Annotated in this window: 24 protein-coding genes; 20 read left to right on the top strand and 4 right to left on the bottom strand. The window is 70.8% G+C overall.

Annotated features, from left to right (window positions below; genetic code table 11):
• The first annotated feature begins 137 nt into the window (after positions 1 to 137).
• From G3576_RS16610 to G3576_RS16545, 14 genes are all read left to right on the top strand, one after another.
• Complete coding sequence (locus tag G3576_RS16610; RefSeq protein WP_164695544.1) at positions 138 to 1,580, top strand: FAD/NAD(P)-binding protein; 1,443 nt, start codon at positions 138 to 140, stop codon at positions 1,578 to 1,580.
• On the top strand, positions 1,577 to 2,080 hold the full coding sequence (locus G3576_RS16605) for an ureidoglycolate lyase (RefSeq protein ID WP_164695543.1): 504 nt from the start codon (positions 1,577 to 1,579) through the stop codon (positions 2,078 to 2,080). The genes G3576_RS16610 and G3576_RS16605 overlap by 4 nt, the downstream gene beginning before the upstream one ends.
• Before the next feature lie 13 nt (positions 2,081 to 2,093).
• The gene (locus G3576_RS16600) at positions 2,094 to 3,122 is read left to right on the top strand and encodes an ABC transporter substrate-binding protein (protein ID WP_164695542.1); all 1,029 of its coding nucleotides are present in this window, start codon (positions 2,094 to 2,096) and stop codon (positions 3,120 to 3,122) included.
• Positions 3,122 to 3,991: a polysaccharide deacetylase family protein gene (locus tag G3576_RS16595; protein ID WP_164695541.1), complete on the top strand. Its 870-nt coding sequence runs from the start codon at positions 3,122 to 3,124 to the stop codon at positions 3,989 to 3,991. The genes G3576_RS16600 and G3576_RS16595 overlap by 1 nt, the downstream gene beginning before the upstream one ends.
• Positions 3,992 to 3,994: 3 nt before the next feature.
• Positions 3,995 to 4,648 (top strand): amino acid ABC transporter permease, encoded by a 654-nt coding sequence (locus G3576_RS16590; RefSeq protein WP_164695540.1) that lies wholly within the window; start codon positions 3,995 to 3,997, stop codon positions 4,646 to 4,648.
• Positions 4,645 to 5,892 (top strand): amidohydrolase family protein, encoded by a 1,248-nt coding sequence (locus G3576_RS16585; RefSeq protein ID WP_164695539.1) that lies wholly within the window; start codon positions 4,645 to 4,647, stop codon positions 5,890 to 5,892. Before G3576_RS16590 ends, G3576_RS16585 begins: the two co-directional genes overlap by 4 nt.
• Positions 5,889 to 6,659, top strand: a complete 771-nt coding sequence (locus G3576_RS16580) for an amino acid ABC transporter ATP-binding protein (protein ID WP_164695538.1) — start codon at positions 5,889 to 5,891, stop codon at positions 6,657 to 6,659. The genes G3576_RS16585 and G3576_RS16580 overlap by 4 nt, the downstream gene beginning before the upstream one ends.
• Positions 6,660 to 6,673: 14 nt before the next feature.
• Positions 6,674 to 7,447, top strand: coding sequence for a substrate-binding periplasmic protein (locus G3576_RS16575; protein ID WP_164695537.1), 774 nt, complete (start codon positions 6,674 to 6,676; stop codon positions 7,445 to 7,447).
• A gap of 141 nt (positions 7,448 to 7,588) precedes the next feature.
• Positions 7,589 to 9,052, top strand: coding sequence for an NAD(P)-binding domain-containing protein (locus tag G3576_RS16570; RefSeq protein WP_235952083.1), 1,464 nt, complete (start codon positions 7,589 to 7,591; stop codon positions 9,050 to 9,052).
• Positions 9,046 to 10,506, top strand: a complete 1,461-nt coding sequence (locus G3576_RS16565; protein ID WP_164695536.1) for a 4-hydroxyphenylacetate 3-hydroxylase family protein — start codon at positions 9,046 to 9,048, stop codon at positions 10,504 to 10,506. Before G3576_RS16570 ends, G3576_RS16565 begins: the two co-directional genes overlap by 7 nt.
• Complete coding sequence (locus tag G3576_RS16560) at positions 10,503 to 11,675, top strand: amidase (RefSeq protein ID WP_164695535.1); 1,173 nt, start codon at positions 10,503 to 10,505, stop codon at positions 11,673 to 11,675. Before G3576_RS16565 ends, G3576_RS16560 begins: the two co-directional genes overlap by 4 nt.
• On the top strand, positions 11,672 to 13,159 hold the full coding sequence (locus G3576_RS16555; protein WP_164695534.1) for an amidohydrolase family protein: 1,488 nt from the start codon (positions 11,672 to 11,674) through the stop codon (positions 13,157 to 13,159). The genes G3576_RS16560 and G3576_RS16555 overlap by 4 nt, the downstream gene beginning before the upstream one ends.
• Positions 13,156 to 14,139 (top strand): substrate-binding domain-containing protein, encoded by a 984-nt coding sequence (locus G3576_RS16550; protein WP_164695533.1) that lies wholly within the window; start codon positions 13,156 to 13,158, stop codon positions 14,137 to 14,139. The genes G3576_RS16555 and G3576_RS16550 overlap by 4 nt, the downstream gene beginning before the upstream one ends.
• 3 nt (positions 14,140 to 14,142) lie before the next feature.
• Entirely contained in the window at positions 14,143 to 15,153 is a 1,011-nt protein-coding gene (locus G3576_RS16545) for a hypothetical protein (protein ID WP_164695532.1), read from the top strand.
• Positions 15,154 to 15,238: 85 nt separating this feature from the next.
• Here the strand turns inward: G3576_RS16545 and dnaA are convergent, their stop codons facing one another.
• The 4 genes from dnaA to mutM form a co-directional block, all read right to left on the bottom strand.
• Positions 15,239 to 16,756 carry a chromosomal replication initiator protein DnaA gene (dnaA, locus tag G3576_RS16540; RefSeq protein ID WP_164695702.1) on the bottom strand — a complete coding sequence of 506 codons (1,518 nt, stop codon included), beginning with the start codon at positions 16,754 to 16,756 and terminating at the stop codon, positions 15,239 to 15,241.
• A 343-nt stretch (positions 16,757 to 17,099) separates the two neighbouring features.
• Positions 17,100 to 17,378, bottom strand: coding sequence for a 30S ribosomal protein S20 (gene rpsT / locus G3576_RS16535; RefSeq protein ID WP_164695531.1), 279 nt, complete (start codon positions 17,376 to 17,378; stop codon positions 17,100 to 17,102).
• Positions 17,379 to 17,540: 162 nt separating this feature from the next.
• Positions 17,541 to 18,317: an enoyl-CoA hydratase gene (locus tag G3576_RS16530; RefSeq protein WP_164695530.1), complete on the bottom strand. Its 777-nt coding sequence runs from the start codon at positions 18,315 to 18,317 to the stop codon at positions 17,541 to 17,543.
• Between the two features lie 52 nt (positions 18,318 to 18,369).
• The gene (gene mutM, locus G3576_RS16525) at positions 18,370 to 19,269 is read right to left on the bottom strand and encodes a bifunctional DNA-formamidopyrimidine glycosylase/DNA-(apurinic or apyrimidinic site) lyase (RefSeq protein WP_164695529.1); all 900 of its coding nucleotides are present in this window, start codon (positions 19,267 to 19,269) and stop codon (positions 18,370 to 18,372) included.
• 126 nt (positions 19,270 to 19,395) lie between these two features.
• On the opposite strand from mutM, the gene G3576_RS16520 reads away from it, so the two are divergent.
• The 6 genes from G3576_RS16520 (at position 19,396) to G3576_RS16495 (ending at position 25,893) form a co-directional block, all read left to right on the top strand.
• Complete coding sequence (locus G3576_RS16520; protein ID WP_164695528.1) at positions 19,396 to 20,133, top strand: class I SAM-dependent methyltransferase; 738 nt, start codon at positions 19,396 to 19,398, stop codon at positions 20,131 to 20,133.
• Complete coding sequence (locus G3576_RS16515; RefSeq protein ID WP_164695527.1) at positions 20,121 to 20,555, top strand: PaaI family thioesterase; 435 nt, start codon at positions 20,121 to 20,123, stop codon at positions 20,553 to 20,555. The genes G3576_RS16520 and G3576_RS16515 overlap by 13 nt, the downstream gene beginning before the upstream one ends.
• Positions 20,555 to 21,730, top strand: a complete 1,176-nt coding sequence (gene coaBC, locus G3576_RS16510; protein WP_164695526.1) for a bifunctional phosphopantothenoylcysteine decarboxylase/phosphopantothenate--cysteine ligase CoaBC — start codon at positions 20,555 to 20,557, stop codon at positions 21,728 to 21,730. The genes G3576_RS16515 and coaBC overlap by 1 nt, the downstream gene beginning before the upstream one ends.
• Before the next feature lie 741 nt (positions 21,731 to 22,471).
• Positions 22,472 to 22,984 (top strand): flavin reductase family protein, encoded by a 513-nt coding sequence (locus tag G3576_RS16505; RefSeq protein ID WP_164695525.1) that lies wholly within the window; start codon positions 22,472 to 22,474, stop codon positions 22,982 to 22,984.
• Positions 22,985 to 22,991: 7 nt separating this feature from the next.
• Positions 22,992 to 24,551 carry a D-aminopeptidase gene (locus G3576_RS16500; RefSeq protein WP_164695524.1) on the top strand — a complete coding sequence of 520 codons (1,560 nt, stop codon included), beginning with the start codon at positions 22,992 to 22,994 and terminating at the stop codon, positions 24,549 to 24,551.
• Positions 24,552 to 24,612: 61 nt separating this feature from the next.
• Entirely contained in the window at positions 24,613 to 25,893 is a 1,281-nt protein-coding gene (locus tag G3576_RS16495; protein ID WP_164695523.1) for an MFS transporter, read from the top strand.
• The last annotated feature ends 36 nt before the right edge of the window (positions 25,894 to 25,929 follow it).

The following is a 25,929-nucleotide window of genomic DNA, read 5'->3' as shown; positions in this document are numbered from 1 at the left end:
GGCCCGGGCGCGCGGGCGGTGGCGACCAACGGCCTGATCCCGTGGCCGTCGCGTCCCGCTGCGGGACGCGCGGTGGGTGTCCCGCACCCTGATCGCAGCCTTCCCGCAAGCCTGCCCCGAGCCCTGGCGGAGTTGCCATGACCTGTGCCCAAGACCTGCCCGCGCTGGAGCGCCTGGTGGCGCGCGAGCTCGCGCTGACTGCCTATCCGGCCGTTCCCTGGGTGGCGCCGCTGACGGCGCCCGATGGGGCGGAGGCGCTGGACTGCGCCATCATCGGCGGCGGGCAATACGGCCTGGCGCTGGCCGGGCTGCTGAAGCGGGAGCGCGTGACGCGCATCGCCGTCTTCGACGCGGCGCGGGATGGCCTGGAAGGCCCCTGGCTCAGCTTCGCGCGCATGACGATGCTGCGCACGCCGAAGGACCTGGCCGGCCCCGAATGCGGCCTGCCCTCCCTGACCTTCCGCGCCTGGTGGGAAGCGCAGCATGGCGAGGCGGCGTGGGAGGCGATGTATCGCATCCCCCGCACCGCCTGGGCCGCCTACCTCGCCTGGTTCCGCCGCGTGCTGGACCTGCCGGTGCTGAATGGCTGGCGGCTGCGGGAGATGCAGCCCGCCGCCGAGGGCACGATGATCGCGCTGCTCTTCGACACGCCGGAAGGCCCGATCCTGCGCCATGCCCGCAGCCTGGTGATGGCGACGGGCACCGGCGGCGCGGGCGGCTACGCCATTCCCGATGCCATCGCCCGCGCCGTGCCGGCCGGCCGCGTGGTGCATGCGAATGACATCCTCGACCTCGGCGCCTTCGCGGGGGAAAGGGTCGGCGTGCTGGGCGCGGGGGCGACGGCCTTCGATGTCGCGATCGCGGCGCTGCAGGCCGGTGCGGCGCGCGCCGAAGTCTGCGTCCGGCGGCCCGATCTGCCGCGCGACAATCCGCGGCGCTGGATGGAAAGCGCGGGGCACCTCGCGCATTACGTCGACCTGCCGGATGCCGCGAAATGGGCCTATGCGACACGACTGCGGCAGATCGGCCAGCCGCCGCCGCAGCCCACCTTCGATGCCGCGATGGCACAGCCCGGCTTCCGGCTGCGCCTGGGCATGCCCTGGGACCAGGTGCGCTGGACAGGCAGCGAGATCATCGTGGAGGGGGGCGGCAAGCGCCTCGTCCATGATCGGCTGATCATCGCGACCGGCTTCCTGAGCGACATGGCGCTGAAACCCGAATACGCGGCCCTGCTGCCGCATGCCGCGCTGTGGAGGGACCGCTTCACGCCGCCGCCGGAACAGGCGGATGCGCGGCTGGCGCGCCAGCCCTACCTCGACCGCTTCGGCGGCTTCACCGAACGCATGCCGGGCGCGGCACCCTGGCTCGGCCGCGTCTTCACCATCACCAACAACGCCTCGCTCAGCCTGGGCCCCGTCGCGGCCTCCATCAGCGCGATGAAATACGTGGCGCCGCGCCTGGTGGAGGGCGTGAAGCGCCGGCTCTTCCTGGACCAGCAGGAAAGCGACTGGGCCTGGTTCCTGGGCGGCGAGCACGCCGAACTGTCCCCCTTCGTCCTGCCGGAGACCGAAGCCGCATGAGCGACGTCCGAATCACCGCCGTCGTGCCGGAGATGGCGACGCCGGAGGCCATCGCGCCCTTCGGCACGCTGATCGAGGCCGGCGAGGACGGCACGCCCTTCGGCGATGCCGATGCCAGGCTGGAACTCGGGCGCGGCACGCCGCGGCTCTACATCATGCGGCTGCGGCAGCGCCCGCTGCTGGTGCGCGGCATCACGCGCCACACCCGCGTGACGCAGTGCCTGGCGGCGACGATGGGCGGCGAGTGGTTCATCGGGCTGGCGCCGCCGATCGATGCGGACCTGCCCGATGCGAAGCCCGACCCGGCGGCGATCCGCATCTTCCGCATCCCCGGCGACAAGGCGCTCGCGCTCCATCGCGGCACCTGGCACGCGGGGCCGTTCTTCGAGGCGGAGACGCAGGATTTCCTCAATCTCGAACTCGCCGACACGAATGAGGTGGATCACCACACCGTCCGCCTCGACACCGAATTCGGCATCGCCTTCGCGATCACGCCCTGAGGGAGCGCCCTGCATGACCCGCCTGACCCGTCGTGCCTTGCTGGGGATCGGTGCCGGCCTGGTGGCCGCGCCCGCGATCGCGCAGCCGCGTGCCATCCGACTGATGCTGGACTGGACGCCGCAGGGCTACCACGCCGCCTGGTTCCTGGCGGCCGAGCGCGGCCATTTCGCGCGGGAGGGGCTGAACGTCGCCATCCAGCGCGGCTTCGGGTCGGGCGATGTGGTCACCAAGGTGGCGGCAGGCGTGGCCGATATCGGCTTCGGCGATCCGGGCGCGGTGGTGAAGCACAATGCCGAGAATCCCGGCCGCGCCATCGTCAACGCCTTCCAGTATTTCGACCGCACTCTGGCCGGCGTGATCACGCTGGCGGGGCGGGGGATCGAGAAGCCGTCCGACCTGCGGGGCAAGCGTATCGCGGCGCCGGCGGGCGACAGCGGCCGCGTGCTGTTCCCGGCCTTCGCGCGTGCGAATGGCATCCCCGCGGATTCCGTCACCTGGATCACCGTCGCGCCGCCGATCCGCGAGCCGATGCTGATGCGGGGAGAGGCTGATGCCATCACCGCCTTCGTCTCCGGCGCCTTCTTCAACCTGCGGGCGCTGGGCGCGCGGGAGGCCGATATCCGCATGTTCGGCTTCAACGCGCATGGCGTCGACATCTACGGCAATGCGCTGCTGCTGCCGGCGGAGCTGGCGCAGCGGGAGCCCGCGATGGTGAGGGGCTTCGTGCGCGCCACCATCGCCGGGCTGCGCGACGCGCTGAACGACCCCGCTGCCGCCATCGCCGCCGTGCAGGCGCGGGAGCCGCTGGCCGACGTGCCGCTGGAGACGGAGCGGATGCGCTTCATCATGCGGGAGGCGGTGCTGACGCCGACGGTCGCGCAGCACGGCGTCGGCCATGTCGATGGCGCGCGCGCGACGGCGATGGTGGCCGCCATGGCGGAGAGCTTCGCCGTGCCCAACCCGCCCGCGGCATCGTCCTTCATGCTGACCGACTTCCTGCCGCCGGCGGCGGAGCGGATGCTGCCGGCCATGCGCGCGTGATGCGCGACCACGGGCGCTATCCCTACTCCGCGATCGCGCGGCGCCCGGCCTGGGATTGGCCGGGCGGCAGGCGGCTCGCGGTCTTCATCGCCGTCAATCTGGAGGCGTTTCCCTTCGCGGAGGGGATGGGCATTCCGCTGGTCAATCCGCTGCCCGAGCCCGATGTGCAGAATTACGGCTTCCGCGACTGGGGCAACCGCGTCGGTGTCTGGAACCTGCTCGACGCGCTGGATGAGTTCGCGCTGCCGGCGGCGGCGCTGATGAACACGGCGATCTACGACCTCTGCCCGCCCGTCGCCGAAGCCTTCCGCGCACGGGGCGACGAGGTGGTGGGCCATGGCCGCACCAATGCGGAGCGGCAATCCGACATGGATGAGGCGACGGAGCGCGCGATGATCGCGACATGCCGCGCGCGCATCGCCGTCGAGGAGGGCGCGGCCCCGCGCGGCTGGATGGGCCCCTGGGTGGCGGAGACGCATGTCACGCCGGATCTGCTGGCGGAGGCGGGCTTCGACTACGTCATGGACTGGACGCATGACGACCAGCCGACGCGGCTGGCGACGCGGGGCGGTGGATCGCTGGTCACGGTCCCCTATTCGAAGCCGACCAACGACATTCCCGTGCTGCATGCGGCCAAGTGGCCACCCTCCGTCTGGGCGGATGCGCTGATCGACCAGTTCGAGGAGCAATTGCGGCTCTCGCGGAAATGGCCGCTGACCTTCAACCTGTCTCTGCATCCCTTCCTCGTCGGGCATGCCTTCCGGCTGAAGCACCTCCGCCGCGTCTTGGCCCATATTGCCGCGGCCCGGGATGATATCTGGCTCTGCCGGCCCGGCGACATCGCGCGCCATGCGGCAACGGTGCTGTAGGGCATGGATTTCGAATGGAGCCTCTTCGTCGAGAGCCTGCCCGCCTTGGCGCGCGGCGCGGCGACGACGGCGGAGCTGGCCTTCGTCTCGATCTGCGGGGGCCTCGTGCTGGGGCTGATGGGCGGGCTCGCGCGCGTCTCCGGCATCGTGGCCCTGAACGCCTTTGCGCTGGCCTGCGTGACCCTGCTGCGGGGCGTGCCGCTGCTGGTGACCATGCTGTTCTTCTACTACGGCCTGCCGTCGCTCGGCCTGCTGCTGGAGGCGAAGACGGTCGCGATCCTGGCGCTGTCGCTGACCAATGGCGCCTATGTGACGGAGATCGTGCGGGCGGGGATCCAGTCCATCGATCGCGGGCAGATGCGCGCGGCGCGGTCGCTCGGCATGGGATGGGCGCTGGCGATGCGGCGGATCGTGCTGCCCCAGGCGCTGCGCCGCGTGCTGCCGCCGATCGGGAATGAGGCGATCACGCTCTTGAAGAACACGGCGCTAGTGAGCGTCATCGCGATTCCGGACCTGCTGCGCGCGGGCACGGACATCATGACCTGGCAGGCCAATACCTTCAGCCCCTTCGCCGGCGTCGCGCTGATGTACCTGATGATGACCCTGCCGCTGGTCTGGCTGGTGGCGCGGCTGGAATCCCGATGGAGGGTGGCGTGAGCGCTCTGCTGTTCAAGGGCGCTACGCTGCTGCGCGGTGGCGATGACTGGGCGCCGGTGGCGGGCGTGGATCTGCTGCTGCGCGATGGCGTGGTGGCGGAAGGACCGGCTGACGGTGCGGCGACCGTCGAGGCCGCGCACCTCCTGCTGCTGCCCGCCTTCGTCAACGCCCATACCCATTCGCCGGAGGCGCTGGCGCGGGGCCGCGCGCCGATGGCGCGGCTGGATGACTGGCTCGCGGTGGAATACGCGGACGGCCAGGATGCGCTGCCGGCTGCGCGCATCCGCCAGGCGATCCTGATCAGCTGCGCGGAGGCGATCCGCGGCGGCGCCGTGCAGGTCACCGACCATTTCCGCCAGATCCCGCCGAGCGTGAAGAGCGTGGCCGCCGCGGCCAGCGCCTGGGCGGAGGGCGGCATCCGCGCGCGCGTCGCCATGATGCTTCGCGACCTGCCCTCGCCGTCGGCCAGCTTCACGCCGCCGAGCACGGCGGAAGCATTGGCAGTCGCGGAGGCGCTGCTGCGCGATCCACCGCCGGGGGCGACGGTGGGGCTCGGCCCCTCCGCCCCGCAGCGATGCAGCGATGATCTGCTACGCGGGGTCGCGCGGCTGGCGGAGCGGCATGGCGCCTTCGTGCATCTCCATCTCTGCGAGACCGCGAAGGATGCGGTGGATTGCCGCGCCCGTGCGGGGGGCGATGATCCGGTGGCCTGGCTGGAAGGCCTCGGCCTGGCGGGCGCCCATGTGGAATACGCGCATTGCGTCCATCTCGGGGATGCGGAGCTGGACCGCATGGCGGCGCAGGGCACGACCATGGTGCACAACCCGCTGGCGAACCTTCGCCTCGGCAGCGGGATCGCGCCCGTGGCGCGCGGGCTGGCGCGCGGCGTGCGGCTGCGCGTGGGCTCCGACGGCCCCGGCAGCAACGATACGCAGGACATGCTGGAGGCCGCGAAATTCGCCATGCTGCTGCCGCGCGCCGGTCGCCCCGATGCGGAATGGCCGACGCCCGAACAGACGCTGTCGATGGCGACGGGCGGGCACAGGCTGGTGGCGGGCGCGCGGGCGGATGTGATTGCCTTCGACCTCCGCGCCGCCGCCTTCGCCGGTGCCAAGCCCGACGAGATCGTGACGCGGCTGCTGCTGGCGGCGCGGCCGCGCGACCTGCGGCATGTGCTGCGGGAAGGCGACTTCCTGATGCGCGATGGCGCGTTGGTACCGCCGGCTTTGGCGGCGCTGCCATGAGCGTCATTGCCGTCCGCAACCTGCACAAATCCTATGGCGCGACGCCGGTGCTGCGCGGCGTGGACCTGACGGTGGCGAAGGGCGAGACGGTCTGCGTCATCGGCCCCTCCGGCAGCGGGAAATCGACGCTGCTGCAATGCCTGAACGGGCTGGAGCCCTTCGAGAGCGGGGAGGTGATCGTCGCCGGCCAGCATATCGGCTGGGGCAGCGGCGGCGCGCGCATCCCGGAACGCCAGATGACGCTGGCGCGGCGCCGCATCGGCATCGTCTTCCAGCAATTCAACCTGTTCCCGCACATGACGGCGCTGGCCAATGTCATGGAGGCGCCGGTGCAGGTGCTGAAGCGGCCGCGCGCCGTGGTGGAGGCGGAGGCGCGGGCGCTGCTGGCGCGGGTCGGGCTGGCACACAAGGCGGGTGCCTATCCGGCGGACCTCTCCGGCGGGCAGCAGCAGCGCGTCGCCATCGCCCGCGCGCTGGCCATGCAGCCGGAGGTGATGCTGTTCGACGAGGTGACCTCCGCCCTCGACCCCGAACTGGTCGGCGAAGTGCTGGCGGTGATGCGCGGCCTGGCGGCGGAGGGCATGACCATGCTCGTCGTCACGCATGAGATGGGCTTCGCGCGGGAAGCCGCGGACCGCGTCATCTTCATGGATGGCGGGCTGGTCGTGGAACAGGGGCCACCTGCCGAAGTGCTGGGGCGACCGCGGGAAGCGCGGACGCGGGAATTCCTGGGCCGCGTGCTGCGGCCTGAATCGATCGAGGCATGAGGGGGACTGGGACGATGGACCGCATCCGCATCACGCGCCGCGCGCTGCTGGCGACGACGCTCGCGACGCCCGCGCTCGCGCAGGAGGGTGACACGCTCGCCAAGGCGCGCGCCGCCGGCGTGCTGGTGGTCGGCAATGGCGGCGCCTTCCCGCCCTTCGAGTTCATGGAGAATGGGCGCCTCACGGGCTATGACGTCGATCTCGGCGAGGAACTCAGCAAGCGCATGGGGCTGCGCATCCAGTGGCAGGTGATCGCCTTCGCGGGGCTGATCGCGGGCCTCACCTCCGGCCGCGTGGACTGCCTGATCACGGCGATGGCCTGGACCGCGGAGCGCGCGGAGCGCATCGCCTTCTCCACCCCCTACTACAAGACCGGCATCGCCGCGGGCTATCGCCCGGGGCTCGCGATCGACCGGCCGGAAGACCTGGCGGGGCGCATCGTCGGCGTGCAGGTCGGCACCTCGGGCGAGCAGTTCGTGCGGCAGAACCACGCCAACAGCGTGAAGGAGATCCGCGTCTACAACGAATTCCCGCTGGCGCTGCAGGACCTGGTGGTGGGGCGGGTGGAGGCGGTGGTGAACACGCAGCCCGTGCTGCGCTGGAACATCGCACGCAATGCCCGCGTGCGGCTCGGCGTCTCGCCTGTGTGGGATGCGCGCGACGTCGGCATCAACACGCGGCACGCCGATACGGCGCTGATGGCGGAGATCAACCGGCACCTGGCCGCGATGCAGGCGGATGGCTTCCTGCCGGGGCTGGACCAGAAGTGGTTCGGCCAGGCCTCGTGATGTCTTCGCGCCCGCAGGCCGCCATGCTAGACATCCGTCGCCCTGGTGAGCCGGAGAAACGGGCCTGGGCGACATCGCGTGGCGGCATCCCGCAGGGGATGCGCGGCCGTGCCACCGTCGCCAGGACCTGATCCGCCACCCATGGATGCGCTGCCCCTTCACCCCCTGATGCCGCTGCCGGATGCCGAGGCGCGACTCGCCGCGCTGGCGGATCGCGTGGCGTGGGAGCTGCAGACGCTGGCCTATCCCGCGCGGGACTGGGTGCGGCCGCGCGGCGATGGCGTGCGGGATGTGGTCGTGGTTGGTGGTGGGCAATGCGGGCTCGCGCTGTCCTTCGCGCTGCGGCGCGCGCGCGTCACGAATACCGAGGTGCTGGAGGCCGGCGCCCCCGCCGGCATCTGGCTGCGCTTCGCCCGCATGCACACGCTGCGGACGCCGAAGCATGTGACGGGGCCGGAACTCGGCATGCCCTCGCTCTCCGTCCGCGCCTGGTTCGAGGCGCGGTATGGCGAGGCCGCCTGGGCGGCTCTCACGAAAATCCCGCGCGACGTCTGGCAGGCCTATCTCGACTGGCTGCAGGGCATGCTGGCGCTGCCGGTGGAGGCGGGCTGGCGCGTCGATGCGGTGGCGCCGGAGGCGGATGATTTGCTTGCCGTCACGGCGGAGCGCGACGATGGCGCGCGGGCGCGGTGGCTGGCGCGGCACGTGGTGCTGGCGACAGGGGTGGATGGCGCCGGGGCCTGGCAGGTGCCGGCGATGGTTGCGGCGGCGCTGCCGGCGGGCCGCTACGCCCATACGGCGGAGGCGATCGACTTCGCGCGGCTCGCGGGGAAGCGCGTGGCGGTGCTGGGCGCGGGGGCCTCGGCCTTCGACAATGCGGCAATGGCGCTGGAACATGGCGCGGCGCGCGTCGATCTGCTGGCGCGCCGGCCGCAACTGCCGGCGGTGAATCCCTATCGCTGGATGGAATTCGCAGGCTTCCTGAACCACTTCGCGGACCTGCCGGATGCGCTGAAGTGGCGCTTCATGCGGACCATCTTCGCGATGAACCAGCCGCCGCCGCAGGAAACCTTTTCCCGATGTGCGCTGCATGCGGGTTTTCACCTGCACCTCGGCGCGCCGATTCGCGCGCTGCGGATGGAAGGCGATGCGATCGTGGTGGAGACGCCGCACCGTGCCGTCCCGGCGGATTTCCTCATCGTCGGCACGGGGCTGGTGGTGGAACCCGCGCTGCGGCCGGAACTGGCCGCGGCCGCGCCGCATCTCGCGCGGTGGCGGGATCGCTTCGCGCCGCCGGCGGGGGAGGAGGATGCCGCGCTCGGCGCCTTCCCCTACCTCACCGGCGATTTCGCCTTCACCGAACGCGTCGCGGGCAGCGCGCCCTGGCTCGCGCGGCTGCGTTCCTCCTCCTTCGCCGCCATGGCCAGCACGGCCTCCTCGGGCGGCATCTCCACGCTACGGCCGACCGTCGATCGCATCGCGCGCGGCATCACGCGCGACCTGTTCCTGGACCAGGCGGAGGCGGACCACGCCGCGCTGGTTGCCTATGAGGAACGCGAGTTGGTTGACCTGACCCTGGCATCGGAAGGGACACGCCCATGGTGAAGGACGGCGCCGCCCATCTGCGCAGCCTGCGCGACGCGCGCACCATCTTCATCGATGGGCGTCGGGTTGCGGATGTGACGACGGACGCTGCCTTCGCCGGCGCCGTCGCCTCCGCCGCCTCTCTCTATGACCTGCAGGCCGAGGACCCCGATGGCATGACCTTCGACCTCGGCGACGGCACGCGCAGCGGTTTCGCCTGGATGATGCCGCGCAACCACGCGGAGCTCGTGAAGCGGCGCGTGGCGATGGAGCGCATCGCGGCGCGCAGCTGCGGCATGATGGGCCGCAGCCCCGACCACGTCGCCTCCACCTTCGTGGGCTTCATGGCCGGCCGCCACGCCTATGAGGCGCGCGGCGGCGCGGCGCTCGCTGCCTATTTCGAGGAAGCGCGACGCGCCGACCACTGGATCGGCTACGTCATCATCAACCCGCAGGCCGACAAGTCCCGCCAAGCGAAGGACCAGCCGGGCGGCGACCTGGTGGCGCGCATCGTGGACGAGGATGCGGGCGGCATCACCATCCGTGGCGCCAAGATGCTGGCGACCGCCGGCGTGATGGCGAATGAGCTGATGGTGTCCGGCATCGTGGCGCTGATGCCGGGCGACGAGCCCTATGCCTTCACCGCTGTCATGCCCATGGCGACCAGGGGCATCAAGCTTCTGTCGCGCCGGAGCTATGAGGCCGCGGCGAGTTCTGTCTTCGACTACCCGCTCTCCGCCCGCTTCGACGAGAATGACGCCGTCGTCTTCTTCGAGGATGTGAAGATCCCCTGGGACCGCGTCTTCGTCCATCGTGACCTGCGGATGATGCAGGCCCAGTGGCATGAGACGCGGGCGCATGTGATGCAGAACTACCAATGCATCGTTCGGCTCTCCGTCAAGCTGCGCTTCCTGCTGGGTCTTGCGCATCGCATCGCGGAGACGAACGGCATCCTCGGCTTCCCCCAGACGCGGGAGACGCTCGGCCTGCTCGCCGCCAAGGCCAGCAGCATCGAGGCGATGGTCGTCGCCATGGAAGCGCAGGGCGAGGATTTTCATGGGACCTTCGTGCCGGACCGGCGGCTGCTGGTCTCGGCGCAGGTGCTGGCGCAGACCATCTATCCGGAATTCATCGAGGCGATCCGCGGCCTGTCGGGTGGCGGGCTCGTCATGGTGCCATCCTCCGCCGCCGACTTTGATGGCGGGGAGGTGGAGCGCATCATCCAGGCCAGCCAGCGTTCGCCCGTGGCGGGCAGCGAGGAACGGGTGAAGCTGATGAAGCTGGCCTGGGACGCGATCGGGTCCGAATTCGGGTCGCGACACCTGCAATACGAGATGTTCTACTCCGGTCCGCAATTCGCCATCCGCGGCAATTCCTACCGCTTCCACGATTGGACAGGACCGAAGGCCATGGTGCAGGGCTTCATGGACAGCTACGGGCTCGACCGCCCGGATGCCAAGGCGGCGGCGGAATGACGCCGGCGCAGATCAGGGCCTCCGCCTTCGTCGCGCATGGCGATGTGCGGGTGGAAGGCGCGGCGGAGGGGCAGCTCGCGGGCCTCACCTTCGCGGTGAAGGATCTGTTCGACGTGGCGGGCACCGTCAGCGGCTGGGGCAACCCCGACCGCGTGGAGCAGACGCCGCCTTCTGCCACCACGGCCAGCGCGCTGCTGCCGGCGCTCGCCGCCGGTGCGACGATGATCGGCAAGACGCATACGGATGAGATCGCCTGCGGCCTGTTCGGGGAGAACCCGCATTACGGCGCGCCGATCAACCCGGTGGTGCCGGATCGCGTGCCGGGCGGCTCCTCCTCCGGCTCCGTCGTCGCGGTGGCCGGTGGCTTCTGCGATTTCGCCTTCGGCACGGATACCGGCGGTTCCGTCCGCGTGCCGTCCAGCTTCTGCGGCGTCTTCGGCATCCGCACCTCCCATGGCCGCGTCTCCACCGCGGGGCTGATGCCGATGGCGCCGAGCATCGACACGGTGGGCTGGTTCGCGCGCGATGCGGGCCTGCTGCGGAAGGTGGGCTCGCTGTTCTTCGGCGACGCGCCGGCCACGACGCCGCGGCTGCTCTTCGCGGAGGATGCCTTCGCCATTCCCGTGCCGCCGCTGCAGGATGTGATGCGCGATGCGGCGGCGAAGCTCGGGCCGATGCAGGCCGTGCGCGCCTATGGCGAATGGGGCCACACCTGGTGGCTGGAGACCTTCAAGCCGCTGCAACTCGGCGAACTCTGGGCGACTCATGGCAGCTGGGCGACGGCGCCGGGGCGGCGGCTGAGCCCAGCGGTGCGGGACCGCATCGCGCTGGCCTCCACCGTGCCGCAGGCGGATATCGCGGCGGCCTGGGTGCGGCGGGAGACACTCTCGGCGCATATCCGCGCGCTGCTCGGCCATGACGGCATCCTGGTGATCCCGACGGCGCATGACCTGCCGCCGCTGCGCGATGCCCCGGTCTCCGCGCAATTCGCCTTCCGCGACAACACGCTGGCGCTGACCTGCATCGCGAGCCTCTGCCGCCTGCCGCAGGTGAACGTCCCGGCGGGCACGCTGGACGGCATTCCCTTCGGCCTGTCGCTGGTGGCCGCGCCCTACCAGGACGCGATGCTGCTGGCGGCGGCGGAAGCGCTGGCGCCCGCGCTGGCGTGACGGTGCTGCTGGTCACGGGCGGGCTGGTCTGGGACGGCGCCAGCGCGGCGCCGCGGGACCTGCTGCTGCGGGATGGCCACATCGCGGCGGTGCTGGCGCCGGGCGAGGGGCCGAAGGACGTCCCCCGCTTCGATGCCAGCGATCGCCTGGTGCTGCCGGGCCTGGTGAACGCGCATACCCACGGGCACGCCACCCTCATGAAAGGGGTGGCGGATCGGTGGATGCTGGAATCCTCGCTGACCAATGGCGCCTGGATGGGCGGGCGGCGGGATGCGGAGACCATCCGGATTTCCACGCTGCTGGGCGCGGTGGAGATGCTCGAGGCCGGCTGCACCGCCTGCTACGACCTGTTCTTCGAATTCCCCGGCCCGAGTGCGGAAGGCCTGGCCACGGTCGCTGCCGCCTATGCGGAAGCGGGCATGCGGGCCGTGGTCGCGCCGATGGTGGCGGATCGCGCGCTGTTCGAGGTGCTGCCCGGGTTCCTCGATACGCTGCCCGACGATCTGCGCGCGCAGGCCAGCGCCTTCCGCCTGGCGCCGGCCGCGCAGACCCTCGCCGCGCTGCGCGACGCCTTCGCCAGCGTCACGCCACCTTCTGGCATCAGCTTCGCCCTGGCGCCGACCATCCCGCATCACTGCACGGATGACTTCGTGACGGGGTGCCGGGACCTCGCGGCCTCGCGAGGCCTGCGTCTGCACATGCATATCGCGGAATCGAAGCTGCAGGCGCTGGTGGCGCGCAGGCTCTGGGGCATGGGTCCGGTGCATCACATCGCGCGCCTCGGGCTGCTGGGCCCTCATTTCACGGCGGCGCATGCGGTGTGGCTGGAAGCGGCGGAGCTGGACCTGCTGGCGGCGCATGGTGCCACGGTGGCGCATATGCCGGCGAGCAATATGCGGCTCGGCGCCGGCGTCGCTTCCGTCGCCGCGATGCGCGCGCGTGGCATCACGGTCGGGCTCGGCACGGATGGCTGCAATTCCGCGGACAGCCTCGACATGGCGGAGGCGATGCGGCTGGCCTCGCACCTCTCCCGCATCCGCGACGTGCCGCGCGAGGAATGGCTGGCGGCGGCGGATGTGCTGCGCATGGCGACGGAAGGCGGCGCCGCCGTGCTCAGCATTGAGGGCGGGCGGATCGCGGAAGGCGCGCCGGCGGATCTCGCGCTGCTCGACCTCGGCCACCGCGCATTCGTGCCGCTGCATGACGCGGCGAACCAGGCCGTGACCTGCAATACCGCTGGCAGCGTCAGGGAAGTCTTCGTCGGCGGCCGGCAGGTGGTGGTCGAGGGGCGCTGCCTCGCCCCCGTCGCCGCGACGCTGCGCGACCGCGCGCGCGATGCGCTGGCGGAGTTGATGGAGCGGCTCGCGCCCTCTCGCGCCCTGGCCGCGCGGCTGGAGCCGCATGTCGTCGCCTATGCCGAGCGGGAGGGCCGCGCCGCACTGCCCTTCGCGCGCAAGATCCCCGTGGAGAGCAGCCTCGCATGACTTCGCCGCTTCGCCTGACCATCGGCGTTTCCGATTGCGACCGCGCCCGCGCGCTGGCGGAAGGCCGCGTGCCGATCGCGGGCGTCGTGGCGGAGACGACCGTCATGGCGCTGCAGCCGCTGTTCAATTTGCAGATGACGACCCATCAATTCGATTGCTGCGAATTCCCCATCGCCACCTGGCTGCGGCATTTCGATCGGCCCCGGCAGGACTATGTCGGCATCCCCGTCTTCCCCTCCCGCCATTTCCGCTTCTCCTGCGTCTATGTGAACAAGGCGAAGGGGCTGACGAAGCCGGCCGACCTGGCGGGCAGGCGCGTCGGCGCCATGGTGTGGGACATGGCGGCGGCGGTGTGGCTGCGCGGCATCTTCGCGGAGTTCTACGACCTTCCCGTCGCCGCGCCGATCTACGTGAATGCCGGGCTGAACGCGGCCCGCGCGGGCGAGGATCATCCGCAGGACTATCCGCCCGGTGTCACCATCGAGCATGTGACGGACAAGTCGCTGTCCGAGATGCTGGAGAGTGGCGAGATCGACGCGATCTACACCGCCCGCGCGCCTGACAGCTTCTTCAGTGCGCCGGACAAGGTCGGGCGGCTCTTCGCCGATCCGATGGCCGCCGAGATCGACTACTTCCAGCGGTCCCGCATCTTCCCGCCCATGCATCTGGTGGCGGTGAAGACGGCTATTGCCGAGGACAATCCCTGGCTGCCGCGGGCGCTCTACGATGCCTTCGCGGAATCGCAGCGCCAGTCCCGGCTGCGGCTGCATGACAGTGCCACGCTCGCCTTCGGCCTGCCTTTCCTGGTCCAGCACCTCGAGGAGACGGAGCGCGTGCTGGGCGCGGATTTCTGGTCCACGGGCTTCGCGGCCAATCGCCACGTCTTCGCGACGCTGATCCGCTACATGCGCGACGAGGGCCTGCTGAAGCGCGACCTGGCACCGGAAGAGCTGTTCCCCGCTGCGCTGCTGGAGACCTGAGCGATGGTCACCACCGACGACCGCGACACGCGCGTGCGCGAATCCGCGCAGAAGTTCCGCGCGCCTTTCACCCTGGATCCCTCGCTGGCGCTGTACTGCCCGCAGGACAATGTGGACAGCCTCCAGCATCCCCGCATCAAAGCATGGTTCGACTTCGTCGGCCGGGACTACAATCCCGTGCTGCCCGATGTGCCGCATCGCGTGCTGCTGCTGCTGCCGTGCACGCGCACGAAGCCCTACATCCTCTCCACCGAGCACAAGCGCATCAATGCCGCGCTGATCGCGGCAGGCTTCGTGCCGATGGCGCCGGCCGATCCCACGCTGCTGGGGCTGCGGGAGGAGGGGGAGCCGGAGGCGCTGTTCAGCCTGGCGCCGCTGCTGCATCCCGATGGCATCGTCATCCATCGCGCCGTGATCAGCGAGCCGCTGGGCCTGGTGCCTTATGAGCACATGCTGGCCTATCCCGGGGGGACGTCACCCGCCGTGCTCTATGACGATCCGGGCCTGTTCGAGGAGCGGGGCAATGCCGTCTCTCCCTGGCGGGAGGACCATACGGCCACGCGCGTGAGCGCCACGCGGTGGAAGTGGGGGCCGGCCGAGAAGCGCGCCTATGTCGTCATGCACAACGAGATGGCGCGGGTAGTGGCGGAGGCGCTGGGGCGGTTCGGGGGGGTCTATACGCGGCGCATCAGCTGGGTGGCGCCGGGGCTGACGCATCGCAGCTTCGTCGTGGCGAAGAGGGAGCGCGCTGCCCATGGCATCGTCGCGCAGCGCCAGGTGGGGGCGGAGCGGCTGCCGCTGGTCGGCGCCAACGACCTGCTGCCGGTTGACCTTCGCCTGACCGCGTTGCCGACGCGGGAGCAGTGCCAAGATGCGCTGGTGCGGCTGTCGGCGCGGCTCGGCAGGACGACCACGGAGGCCGCCGGCCATTTCGGCCGCGGCGGCGGCGATGCCACGCCCCTGGCCCTTCCCGAGTTGCTGGAAGACCTCTTGGCCGCAATCCGCGCCAGTTGATGGTGGTGCAGGAGGCCGCTGCCTCCTGCCGGGGTTCCAGGGGCAGAGCCCCTGGAGTCTTCCAGGCGCTCAAGCGCCGGGCGCCTCAGGTCTCCAGCATCCGCCGCAGCAGTTCCACGTCTTCGGCGAAGGCGCTGTCCGCCTGCATCAGCTCCGCCACGCGGCTGACCGCATGCATCACCGTGGTGTGGTCCCGTCCGCCGAATCGGCGGCCGATTTCCGGCAGGGACCGGCTGGTGAGCTGCTTGGCCAGGTACATCGCCACCTGGCGGGGCCGGGCCACGTTGCGGGCGCGGCGGGGGGAGGACATGTCGGTCAGGCGGATATTGTAGTGTTCCGCCACGCGCTTCTGGATCTCCTCGATCGTCACGCGGCGGTCATGGGCGCGGAGGATGTCGTGCAGCACCTCCTGCGCGCCTTCCAGCGTGACGGGCCGGCCGAAGAGGTTGGCGTGGGCGATCAGGCGGTTCAGCGCGCCTTCGAGTTCCCGCACGTTGGAGGTGATCTTGTGGGCGAGAAATTCCATCACCTTGGGCGGCACCGGTACGCCCTGGCTCTGCGCCTTGGCCTGCAGGATGGAGATGCGGAGTTCGTAGGTCGTCGCGTGCAGGTCGGCCACCATCCCGCAGCCAAGGCGGGTGCGGAGGCGATCCTCGATGCCCGAGAGGTCGGAGGGCGATTTGTCCGCGCTCACGATGATCTGCTTGCCGGCATCGACCAGGGCGTTGAACGTATGGAAGAATTCTTCCTGGGTATTGTCCTTGCCGATCAGGAATTGCAGGTCGTCGATCAGCAGGACATCGACGCTGCGCAGGCTTTCCTTGAATTCCATGGTGGACTGGGACCGCAGTGCCGCGATGAAGCGGTACATGAACTTCTCCGCCGACATGTAGGCGACGGAGAGCGGCGGGCGGCCCTCGGCCACGCCGGAGTCGCGGATGGCCCAGGCGGCGGCGTGCATCAGGTGGGTCTTGCCCAGGCCCACGCCGCCGTAGAGGAAGAGCGGGTTGAAGCCCGGGCTGGCCGGCTTTTCCGCCACGCGGCGGGCGCAGGCATAGGCGAATTCATTGGGCTTGCCGACGACGAAGGTGTCGAAGGTGAAGCGCGGGTCGAGTGGCGCGGACCAGTCGCCGCGCGGGTCGGGATTGCGCGGCTCCGCGGCGGGGGCTGGCGCCGGCGCGGGGCGGCCGAGCGGCTCCGCCAGGCCGGCGGGCGCTTCCACGGCTTCGGGCGCGCGCAGCGGCGCGGGGCGCGGCGGCTGGCGGGAAGCCTCGGCCGTGGCGGGCAGCGCGGCGGGGGCCACGTCGGCGGCACGGGGTTCGGGCGTCACGCGGAAATCGATGCGGCGGATGGAGGGCACTTCCGCCTGCCACAGCGCGCGCAGCCGGTCGCCGTAATGGCCGCGCACCCAGTCGCGCAGGAAGCGAGTCGGCAGAAGAACGACCGCTTCCTCGCCCTGGATGGCGGACAGCGTCATCTGGCGCAGCCAGGTCCGGTATTCGACCTCGCCGACTTCCTCACGCAGCCGGCCGCGGATGCGCGCCCATACCTCCGCCAGCTGAGCCGGGGGGGGCGGAGACGACGGACCGACCGCATTCTCCATAGGACGCACCTGCCAACCTCATGGGCCCTCGCGGGCAATGTCGATGTGAACAACGTGCTGCGGAGGACCCGCCATGGGGGGCAGTGGCGCTGTATCCGGGGGGATGCACCCTGCTTCCCCGAAGCTACCGCGCCCCGCTCGACCCACGCAAATGATTACTGCACCTCGACCAAGTCACGATGGTCAGGGTGAAAGTATTCAGTTTGCAGCACAAGAATGAGACCACGACAAAACGCCCGACAGCCGGCGCTTTCATGGCGCGCCGCCGGGTTGGTCTATGCGTGATGTCGAAAGCACGCCGCGATGGTGGGCCGTTGCTGGCAACGGCCCGCCGGAGCGGGCGTCAGGCCTGGGCGGAAGCGCCGAGGGCCTTGATGCGCGAGGAGAGGCGCGACAGCTTGCGGGCGATGGTGTTGGCGTGGAAGACGCCCTTGCCCGCCGCGCGCTGCAGTTCGGGCTGCGCCGCCTGGAACGCCGTCGCCGCCGCCGCCTTGTCGCCGCCGGCGATCGCCTGCTCGACCTTGCGGAGGAAGGTGCGGACGCGCGACTTGCGGGCGCGGTTGCGCTCCGTGCGCTTCTCGGTCTGACGGATGCGCTTCCGCGCGGAGGCCGTGTTCGCCATGGGTTGCTGTATCTGACCAGTCGAGATGTTTCGGGAGCCTCCGGGCGGACCCTTCGGCGAAGGCGCGGTTTCTATCCCCCGCATGTCGCCTGAGTCAATGGACGGGCGTCACGCGGGGGCAACAGGGCGGTCACGAAGCAGGCGCAACCGCGGTGGTTCCGGTTAGCGGTTGGTGAAGGACGGCTTCCGCTTCTCCGCGAAGGCGGCCATGCCTTCCTTCTGGTCTTCCGTTGAAAACAGGCTGAGGAACAGGCGGCGTTCGAAGCGCACGCCCTCCCGCAGCGTGGTCTCATAGGCCACGTTCACCGCTTCCTTCGCCATGGCGACGGAGGGTGCGGAGAGGCTCGCGATCTTCTCGCCCATCTTCACGGCTTCCGCGACCAGGTCGGCCACGGGCACGATGCGGCAGACGAGGTTGGCGCGCTCCGCCTCCTGCGCATCCATCATGCGGCCGGTCAGGATCATCTCCATCGCCTTGGACTTGCCGATGGACCGCACCAGGCGCTGAGTGCCGCCGGCGCCCGGGATGATGCCGAGGTTGATCTCCGGCTGGCCGAACTTCGCATTGTCCGCGGCCAAGATCAGGTCGCACATCATGGCGAGCTCGCAGCCGCCGCCCAGCGCGAAGCCCGCCACCGCCGCGATGACCGGCTTCTGGATGGTCAAGACCGTTTCCCAGCGCTTGCCGATGAAGTCGTCGAAATAGACGCCGGGATAGGCGCGGTCCTTCATCTCCTTGATGTCGGCGCCGGCGGCAAAGGCCTTCTGGCTGCCGGTGATGACGATGGCGCCCACGGCCGGATCGGCATCGAAGGTTCGCAGCGCGTCGCCGAGTTCCGTCATCAGCTGGTCGCAGAGCGCGTTCAGCGCCTGGGGCCGGTTCAGCGTGATGACGCCGACGCGGCCTTGGGTCTCGACCAGGATCATCTCATGGGCCATGCGGCGTCGCTCCCTTGTACGCCCCAAGGGGTAGCGCAGCGCGGCCGGTGCCTCAACGCTGCGTCTTGCCGCAATAGAAGGTGCTGCGCCCGGACTGGACGATGCGCGCCACGCCGGCGCAGCCGCTCCCCGGCCCCGGGCACAGCGGGCAGGGCTGGCCTTCGCGGTCATAGACGGCGAAGCGATCCTGGAACCGGCCGAGTTCGCCATCGGCCCGGACATAGTCCCGCAGCGAGGAGCCGCCGGCGCCGATCGCCTCCTCCAGCACCGCCTTGATGGCCGGCACCAGCTTCGCCGCCCGCGCGCCCGCCACCGTCTGCGCCAGGCGCCGGGGGGAGATGCCGGCGCGGAACAGCGCCTCCGCGACGTAGATGTTGCCGAGCCCCGCCACCACGGCCTGGTCCAGCAGCGCGGCCTTGATGGGCGTCTTCTTCCCCGCCAGCGCGGCGGAGAGGGCGGCGGGGGTGAAATCGGCCTCCAGCGGCTCCGGCCCCATGCCGTCCAGCAGCTTGTGGCGATCCTCCTCCGCCGTCGGCATCAAATCCACGCAGCCGAAGCGGCGGGGATCGACGAAGCCGATCCGCGTGCCGTCCTCCGTCTCCATGAACAGATGCTCATGCGCCTCCGGTGGCCCGTTATGGCCGCGGGCATCGGAGAAGCGCCCTGTCGGGCCCATCCAGGGCACGGGTGGGCCTTCCACCGGCCGCGCCACCATGCGGCCGGACATGCCGAGATGGATCAGCAGGCTCTCCGCCGTATCGAGCCGCGCGAGCATGTACTTGCCCCGCCGCCGGAACCCGGTGACGCGCGCCCCTGTCAGCCTCTCCCCGAGCCTGTCCGGGAAGGGCCAGCGGAGGTCGGGGCGGGTGGTCTCGGCACGGATGATCCGGCGGCCTTGCAACACGGCCGCCAGCCCCCTCATCACCGTCTCCACCTCCGGCAATTCCGGCATCTTTTCTCCGTGCTGCCGCGGTCGGGTGGCGCGGCGGGGCGCTCGACATGGTGCGGGCGGCGCTTGGTGTCAGGGCGCCCGGGGGCGTTGATTGCCGGTGGGCGGTGCGGGTGGCAAGGTGGGGTGATGACCGACACGACCGATTTCGGGTTCCGCGAGGTTCCCCGCGACCAAAAGGCCAGCCTGGTCCGCCAGGTGTTCGAGAGCGTGGCCCCGCGCTACGACCTCATGAACGACCTCATGTCGCTCGGCATCCACCGGATCTGGAAGCGCATCTTCGTCAACGCCATCGGCGCGTCGAAGCGGGAGACGCTGCTGGACCTCGCGGGCGGCACGGGCGACATCGCCTTCGGCGCGCTGGCCGGCGGCGCCAAGCGCGTGATCCTGACCGATGTGAACCCCGCCATGCTGGAGGTCGCGCAGAAGCGGGCGCTGGACCGCGGCATCGTGGATGGGCTGGACTACGCGGTGGTGGATGCCGAGCATATCCCGCTGCCGGACCGCAGCGTGGAGAAGATCTCCATCGCCTTCGGCCTGCGCAACTGCACCGACAAGGACGCGGTGCTGCGGGAAGCGCGGCGCGTGCTGCGGCCGGGTGGGCGCTTCCATTGCCTCGAGTTCTCGCGCGTCGAGATCGCGCCGCTGGCCTCCATTTACGACACCTGGTCCTTCAAGGTGCTGCCGGAGATCGGCGCGCGCGTCGCCAAGGACCGTGACAGCTACGAGTACCTGGCGGAGAGCATCCGCCGCTTCCCGGACCAGGAGACGCTCTGCGAGATGATGCGCGGCGCGGGGCTGGAACGGGTGGCCTACCGCAACCTCTCCGGCGGGATCGTCGCGATCCATACGGGATGGCGGCTGTAGAAGCGGAGGCGCGGGTCCGTGCCGCCTTCGCGCGGCAGGGCTTCATGCGCAATCTGGGCGCGCGGATGGTGGAACTGTCCGCGGGGCGCTGCGCGATCGAATGCGCCTTCCGCGACGACCTGACCCAGCATCACGGCCTGTTCCATGCCGGCGTGCTGACCACGCTGGCCGACAATGCCTGCGGCTTCGCCGCGCTGTCCCTGATGCCGGAGGGAGCGGAGGTGCTGAGCGTGGAGTTCAAGACCAGCTTCCTGCGCCCCGCCAGCGGCATCGCCGTGGTGGCGCGGGGCGAGGTGGTGAAGCCCGGACGCACGCTCAGCTTCTGCCGCGCCGACGTCTTCGCCCGCGACGCGGGGGCGAAGGAGGTGCTGGTGGCCACCATGACCGCTACCATGATGCAGGCCGCCCCGGAGCCCCGCTGATGTCCCGCATCCTCCTGATCGTCTCCGGCAGCGTCGCCGCCTACAAGGCGCTGGAACTGACGCGGCTGCTGCGCAAGGCGGGGCATGAGGTCTCTCCCATCCTCACCGCCGGCGGCGCGCGCTTCGTGACGAAGGAGGCGCTGGCTGGCATCTCCGGCGCGCGGGTGCATGACGACCTCTGGGCCGCGGAGGCGGAGATCGGCCATATCCGGCTCGCGCGCTGGCCGGACCTCGTCGTCGTCGCGCCGGCCTCGGCCAACATGATCGCGCGGATGGCGAACGGGCTGGCCGATGACCTGGCCGGCACGGTGCTGCTGGCGACGCGGGCGCCCGTGCTGGTGGCGCCGGCGATGAACCCGGCCATGTGGGCGCATCCGGCGACGGTGGCGAACATGGCTGCGCTGCGCTCGCGCGGCGTCGCCGTGGCGGGGCCGGAGGAAGGCGCGATGGCGGAGCCGGAAAGCGGCCCCGGGCGTCTCGTGGAGCCCGCGGCGCTGGCGGCGACCATCGAGTCCATTCTGCGCGATGGTCCGCTGAAGGGGCGGCACGTCATCGTCACCAGCGGGCCGACGCAGGAAGCGATCGATCCTGTCCGCTACATCGCCAACCGCAGCAGCGGCAAGCAGGGCCATGCCATCGCGGCCGCGCTGGCGGCCCTCGGCGCGCGCGTCACGCTGGTGAGCGGCCCGGTCAGCCAGCCCGATCCCACCGGCGTCACGGTCAGGCGCATCGAGAGCGCGCGGGACATGCTGGCGGCGGTGGAGGCGGCGCTGCCCGCCGATGCCGCGATCTTCGCCGCCGCCGTCGCGGATTTCCGGCCCGAAGCGGCGCCGACGCAGAAGATCAAGAAGGAACCCGGCGCGCCGCCGCCCGAGATCCGCCTGGCGCTGAACCCCGACATCCTGGCGACCGTGGCGCAGCACGCCACGAAACGACCGCGGCTGGTGGTGGGCTTCGCGGCGGAGACGGAGAAGGTGGTGGAGCACGCCACCGCCAAGCGGCTGCGCAAGGGCTGCGACTGGATCGTGGCGAACGATGTCTCCGGCGACGTGATGGGCGGCGCAGAGAATGCCGTGCACCTGGTCACCGAAGCCGGCGTCGAGGATTGGCCGCGCATGCCGAAGGAGGAGGTGGCGAAGCGCCTCGCCGTGCGGGTCGCGGAGGCGCTGGGCTGAACCGTTTACGGGCTGGGCGGACCGGCCCCACAACCTGGCGATGGGTCAGCACGGACAGCCAAGCCCGTCAGCACCTGGCCGAAGGGCCGCGGCGGCGTGATGGCGAACCGCCATGCCGCCGCGCCAAGTCATGGGATAGCGTAATTGAGAATAGGAATTGTCACCGTGCAGGTGAGCGCGCCAGTCAGGAAATTCTTCCGGACTGATTGCGTCATCCGCTCCGTGTCCATGCCAGGATTGACGACGAGACGGCGCGCCTCTGGCGCTGCGAGAGCGGCAGCGTCTGTGCGGCACTGATCCTGGAAGACAGCCTCGTCGGGCGCATGACCCGTTCGCCTTGCGGTGAATACAATCTGGTGATTTCGGCGATATTCGACCCGGTGCTCCATGTCGCCAGTCCGCCCCTCCCGCGCGACAGAGACCTGAGGCTCCTGGGCGGCGCAGCCTGCCAAGGCGAGTAACAGCGCAACATGGATTCGCATCGCTCCGTCCCTCCGGCAATCATGCGCCAACTCTCGCGTCGCAACTTCACCCGATCACGGGGCATCATCCACCGCGACCGGGCCGTCGGGCTGGTAGATGATATCCGTGCCGCGCATCGGCGCCGCCGTTCCCGGCCCCGGCCGTCACGGGGAAGCATGGACCGGGGCTCGTCAGTGCGTATCCTGGCCCCCATCTGCGACGCGCAACAAGGATTCCCCCGGATGATCCCCGCCGCTTCCCGCCCTGGGCCCGCCCCGCATGCCGTCTGACGCGACTGCCCTCGAAGCGATGGCGCCCGTGGACCAGAAGCAATTCCGCGGCGGCATGGCGCTGCTGGCCGCGGCGGTGAACCTAGTGACCACCGATGGGCCGGCCGGGCAGGGCGGCTTCACCGCCTCCGCCGTCACCAGCGTGACGGATGATCCGGCGACGCTGCTGGTCTGCGTGCGGCGGAACGGCTCCGCCACACCCGTCGTGCGCGCCAATGGCGTGGTCTGCGTGAACACGCTGGCCGCGGGGCAGCAGGCGCTGTCGACCGCCTTCGGCAGCAGCAGCGGCACGCTGGCGGACCGCTTCGCGCTGGGGGAATGGGCAAGGCTGGTGACGGGCGCGCCGGTGCTGCGCGGCGCGGTGGTGAATTTCGACTGCCGCATCGCGCAGGTCACCGAGGTCGGCACCCACAGCGTGCTGTTCTGCCAGGTGCTGGCGGTGGAGACGCTGCCGGAGGCGGCGCCGCTGCTCTACTTCAACCGCGCCTACCGCACGGTCTGACCGCCGCATGGCACAGGACCTTGCCGCGCGCCTCGATGCGCTGCTGGCCGCGCTGCCGCGCCGCTACCCCGGCCCGGGCGGCGCCATCGCCGTGCTGCGGCAGGGCGAGGTGCTGGCGCGCCATGCCTGGGGCTACGCCCATGCCGAACGGCGCATCCCCTTCACGCCGCGCAGCCTGTTCCGGATCTGCTCCATCACCAAGCAGTTCACCTGCGCGGCGATGCTGGCCGCGCTGCCGGATCCGGAGGCGCTGGCACCCGCCATCCGTGCGCGGCTGCCGCGTCTGCTGGGTGCCATGCCGTCGGTGCGGCACCTCGCGCACAACCAGTCGGGGCTGCGGGACTACTGGGCCGTCGCGATGCTGCACGGCTCGCCGGCCGAGGCGCCCTTCGGGGATGCGGAGGCCACGCGCGTCATCGGCGCCACGCAATCCCTGCACTTCGCGCCCGGCACGCGCTACTCCTACGTCAACCAGAATTTCCGGCTGATTTCCGACGCGCTGGAGGATGTCACCGGCCGCGGTTTTTCCGAATTGCTGCGCACCCATGTCTTCGACCGCGCGGGCATGCACACCGCCTTCCTCGCCGCCGATACGCGCGCCATGCCGGACGGGACGGAAGGCTATGAAGGCTCGGTGGCGACGGGTTTCGTGCCGGCGCGCAACAACATCCTCTGGACCGGCGATGCCGGGCTCGGCGCGAGCCTGGATGACATGATCGCCTGGGAGCGCTTCATCGACGCGGCGCGCGACGATCCGGACGGCCTCTACAACCGCCTCTCCGCCCCCGTCGCCTTCGACGGCGGTGCCCCTGCACCCTACGGCTTCGGTCTCGGCCGCGGGCGGGAATTCGGGCGCGCGACGACGGGCCATGGCGGTGCGCTGCGGGGCTGGCGCAGCCATCGGCTGCATCTCGCGGCGGAGCGGCTTTCCGTCGTCGTGATGCTGAACCACCTGACGGATGCGGCCGCCGCGGCGCTGGATGCCGTGGCCGCCGTGCTGGGGGAGGCGCGGCCTGCGCCCGTCCCGCGCCCGGCGCCCGCCTGGCTGGGTGCCTACCAGGACCCGGAGACCGGGCTCTCCGCCCGCATCGACGAAGCGGCCCCCGGCCTGCTGCGCCTGCGCTTCGGCCATTCCGCGGAGCGGCTGGAGTTGCGGGAGGATGGCAGCGCCGACAACGGCCGCACGCGCCTCATGATGACGCCGCAGGGCCTGCGGATGGAGCGCCCGCAGGAGAACCAGGTGTCGCTGCTGGTTACGCGTCCCGGCGAGGCCGCGACCGATATCGCGGGTGAGTATCGCTGCGCCGAACTCGATGCGACGCTTTGCGTGGTGGATGCCGGCGGCGCGATGCAGGGCGGCTTCGGCGGCTTCCTTGGCCAGGGGCGGATGGAGCAGCTGGAGCCGATCGGCCCCGACCTCTGGGCGCTGCCCTGCCCGCGCGCGCTGGACCACACGCCGCCGGGGGACTGGACGCTGGCCTTCCGCCGCGATGCCGCGGGGCGCGTCGCGGGGGTCACGGTCGGGTGCTGGCTGGCGCGGGGGCTCGATTACGAAGCCGTGAGGTGAGGGGGAACCGATCCGGCTGAGGGCGGTTACCGGGGCGTGTGTTGGCTTCCGGGACTCACTGATGTCGGTTTCCTCCCCCACCACCGCGCCGAGCTTCGGCGCCGTCATGTCCACCCTTGCCGCGCTGCTGCTGGGCTATGCCAGCATGCAGATGGGCAACACGCTGCAGGGCACGCTGCTCGGCGTGCGCGGCAATCTCGAAGGCTTCGATGCGGCCATCGTGGGCTTCGTCGGTGCCGCCTTCTGGGCCGGTGTCGTCGCGGGGTCGCTGCGCGCGGGCGCGTTGATCCGCCGCGTCGGCCATACGCGTACCTTCGCCGCACTCGCCGCCATCGCCTCCACCGCCGCGCTGCTGCACCTGCTCGTGATGCATCCGATTGCGTGGATCGCGACGCGCGCGCTGACCGGCTTCTGCTTCGCCGGCCTCTTCATGACGGTGGAGAGCTGGCTGAACGCCGCCGCCACGGCGGAGAATCGCGGCCGCGTGCTGGGCCTCTACGGCATGGCGGGGCTGGTCGCGGGCATTGGCGGGCAGATGCTGCTGACGACGGTGGATACGGCGGGCTTCGCCGCCTTCTGCATCGTGGCCGTGCTGATCTCGCTTGCCCTCGTGCCCGTCGCCGTCTCCGGCGCCAGCGCGCCGGCGCATGCGGTGGGGGAGGCGCGGATCGACCTGATCGGCCTCTATCGCGGGTCGCCCTTCGGCGTGGTGGCCGCGGCGCTCTGCGGCTTCACCACGGCGAGCTTCTTCGCGCTGGCGCCGCTGCTGCTGGCGAATGGCGGAATGGAGGGCAGCGGCATCGCCTTCGTCATGGCCAGCGCCACGCTGGGCGGCTTCCTGATGTCCTGGCCGATGGGGCGGCTGTCGGACCGCATGGACCGGCGCATCGTCGCCGTCTCCATGGCCGGCGTCGCGGCCATCGTGCTGCCGCTGCTGGTGAACATGATTCCGGCGGATGCGGGGCTGATCGTGATCTGCGCCTGCGCCGCGATCTTCGGCGCCAGCGTCATGCCGACCTACGGCATCGTCGCCGCGCATGTGAACGATACGGTGCAGCCCGGCGACTATGTCTCCGCTGCCGGCGGGCTGCTGGTGCTGCAGGGGTTGGGCGCGACGCTCGGGCCCATCTTGTCGGGCGCCGCCATGTCGGCAGCCGGCGCCATGGGGCTGGCGGTGGCGATGGCGGCCGCGCAGGCGCTGGTGCTGGGCTGGGGTCTGTGGCGCATGCGCCAACGCCCGGCGCCGCCGCCGGAGGAGAAGGGCAGCTTCGCCATCGCCCCGGCCGTGCCCGTCGGCACCGCGCTGCATCCCGAGGTGGATGCGGAGGCGGAGGCGGCGTGACCGCGCGCGCCCTGGTCTTGGCGGCGCCTTGCTGCT

The organism is Falsiroseomonas algicola (assembly GCF_011040385.1).
Taxonomy (GTDB): Bacteria; Pseudomonadota; Alphaproteobacteria; order Acetobacterales; family Acetobacteraceae; genus Falsiroseomonas; species Falsiroseomonas algicola.
The sequence above is the reverse complement of the archived record's forward strand: the minus strand, read 5'-3'. Positions and strand labels throughout refer to the sequence as shown.

Bases quoted from the DNA above. Each gene is read 5' to 3' on its own strand.
- G3576_RS16495 (WP_164695523.1), top strand. From the start codon at position 24,613: ATGTCGGTTTCCTCCCCCACCACCGCGCCGAGCTTCGGCGCCGTCATG.
- G3576_RS16500 (WP_164695524.1), top strand. From the start codon at position 22,992: ATGGCACAGGACCTTGCCGCGCGCCTCGATGCGCTGCTGGCCGCGCTG.
- G3576_RS16575 (WP_164695537.1), top strand. From the start codon at position 6,674: ATGGACCGCATCCGCATCACGCGCCGCGCGCTGCTGGCGACGACGCTC.
- dnaA (WP_164695702.1), bottom strand. From the start codon at position 16,756: ATGGAGAATGCGGTCGGTCCGTCGTCTCCGCCCCCCCCGGCTCAGCTG.
- coaBC (WP_164695526.1), top strand. From the start codon at position 20,555: ATGTCCCGCATCCTCCTGATCGTCTCCGGCAGCGTCGCCGCCTACAAG.
- G3576_RS16520 (WP_164695528.1), top strand. From the start codon at position 19,396: ATGACCGACACGACCGATTTCGGGTTCCGCGAGGTTCCCCGCGACCAA.
- G3576_RS16505 (WP_164695525.1), top strand. From the start codon at position 22,472: ATGCCGTCTGACGCGACTGCCCTCGAAGCGATGGCGCCCGTGGACCAG.
- G3576_RS16550 (WP_164695533.1), top strand. From the start codon at position 13,156: ATGACTTCGCCGCTTCGCCTGACCATCGGCGTTTCCGATTGCGACCGC.
- G3576_RS16560 (WP_164695535.1), top strand. From the start codon at position 10,503: ATGACGCCGGCGCAGATCAGGGCCTCCGCCTTCGTCGCGCATGGCGAT.
- G3576_RS16590 (WP_164695540.1), top strand. From the start codon at position 3,995: ATGGATTTCGAATGGAGCCTCTTCGTCGAGAGCCTGCCCGCCTTGGCG.
- rpsT (WP_164695531.1), bottom strand. From the start codon at position 17,378: ATGGCGAACACGGCCTCCGCGCGGAAGCGCATCCGTCAGACCGAGAAG.
- G3576_RS16580 (WP_164695538.1), top strand. From the start codon at position 5,889: ATGAGCGTCATTGCCGTCCGCAACCTGCACAAATCCTATGGCGCGACG.
- mutM (WP_164695529.1), bottom strand. From the start codon at position 19,269: ATGCCGGAATTGCCGGAGGTGGAGACGGTGATGAGGGGGCTGGCGGCC.
- G3576_RS16515 (WP_164695527.1), top strand. From the start codon at position 20,121: ATGGCGGCTGTAGAAGCGGAGGCGCGGGTCCGTGCCGCCTTCGCGCGG.
- G3576_RS16605 (WP_164695543.1), top strand. From the start codon at position 1,577: ATGAGCGACGTCCGAATCACCGCCGTCGTGCCGGAGATGGCGACGCCG.
- G3576_RS16530 (WP_164695530.1), bottom strand. From the start codon at position 18,317: ATGGCCCATGAGATGATCCTGGTCGAGACCCAAGGCCGCGTCGGCGTC.
- G3576_RS16610 (WP_164695544.1), top strand. From the start codon at position 138: ATGACCTGTGCCCAAGACCTGCCCGCGCTGGAGCGCCTGGTGGCGCGC.
- G3576_RS16545 (WP_164695532.1), top strand. From the start codon at position 14,143: ATGGTCACCACCGACGACCGCGACACGCGCGTGCGCGAATCCGCGCAG.
- G3576_RS16595 (WP_164695541.1), top strand. From the start codon at position 3,122: ATGCGCGACCACGGGCGCTATCCCTACTCCGCGATCGCGCGGCGCCCG.
- G3576_RS16600 (WP_164695542.1), top strand. From the start codon at position 2,094: ATGACCCGCCTGACCCGTCGTGCCTTGCTGGGGATCGGTGCCGGCCTG.
- G3576_RS16570 (WP_235952083.1), top strand. From the start codon at position 7,589: ATGGATGCGCTGCCCCTTCACCCCCTGATGCCGCTGCCGGATGCCGAG.
- G3576_RS16565 (WP_164695536.1), top strand. From the start codon at position 9,046: ATGGTGAAGGACGGCGCCGCCCATCTGCGCAGCCTGCGCGACGCGCGC.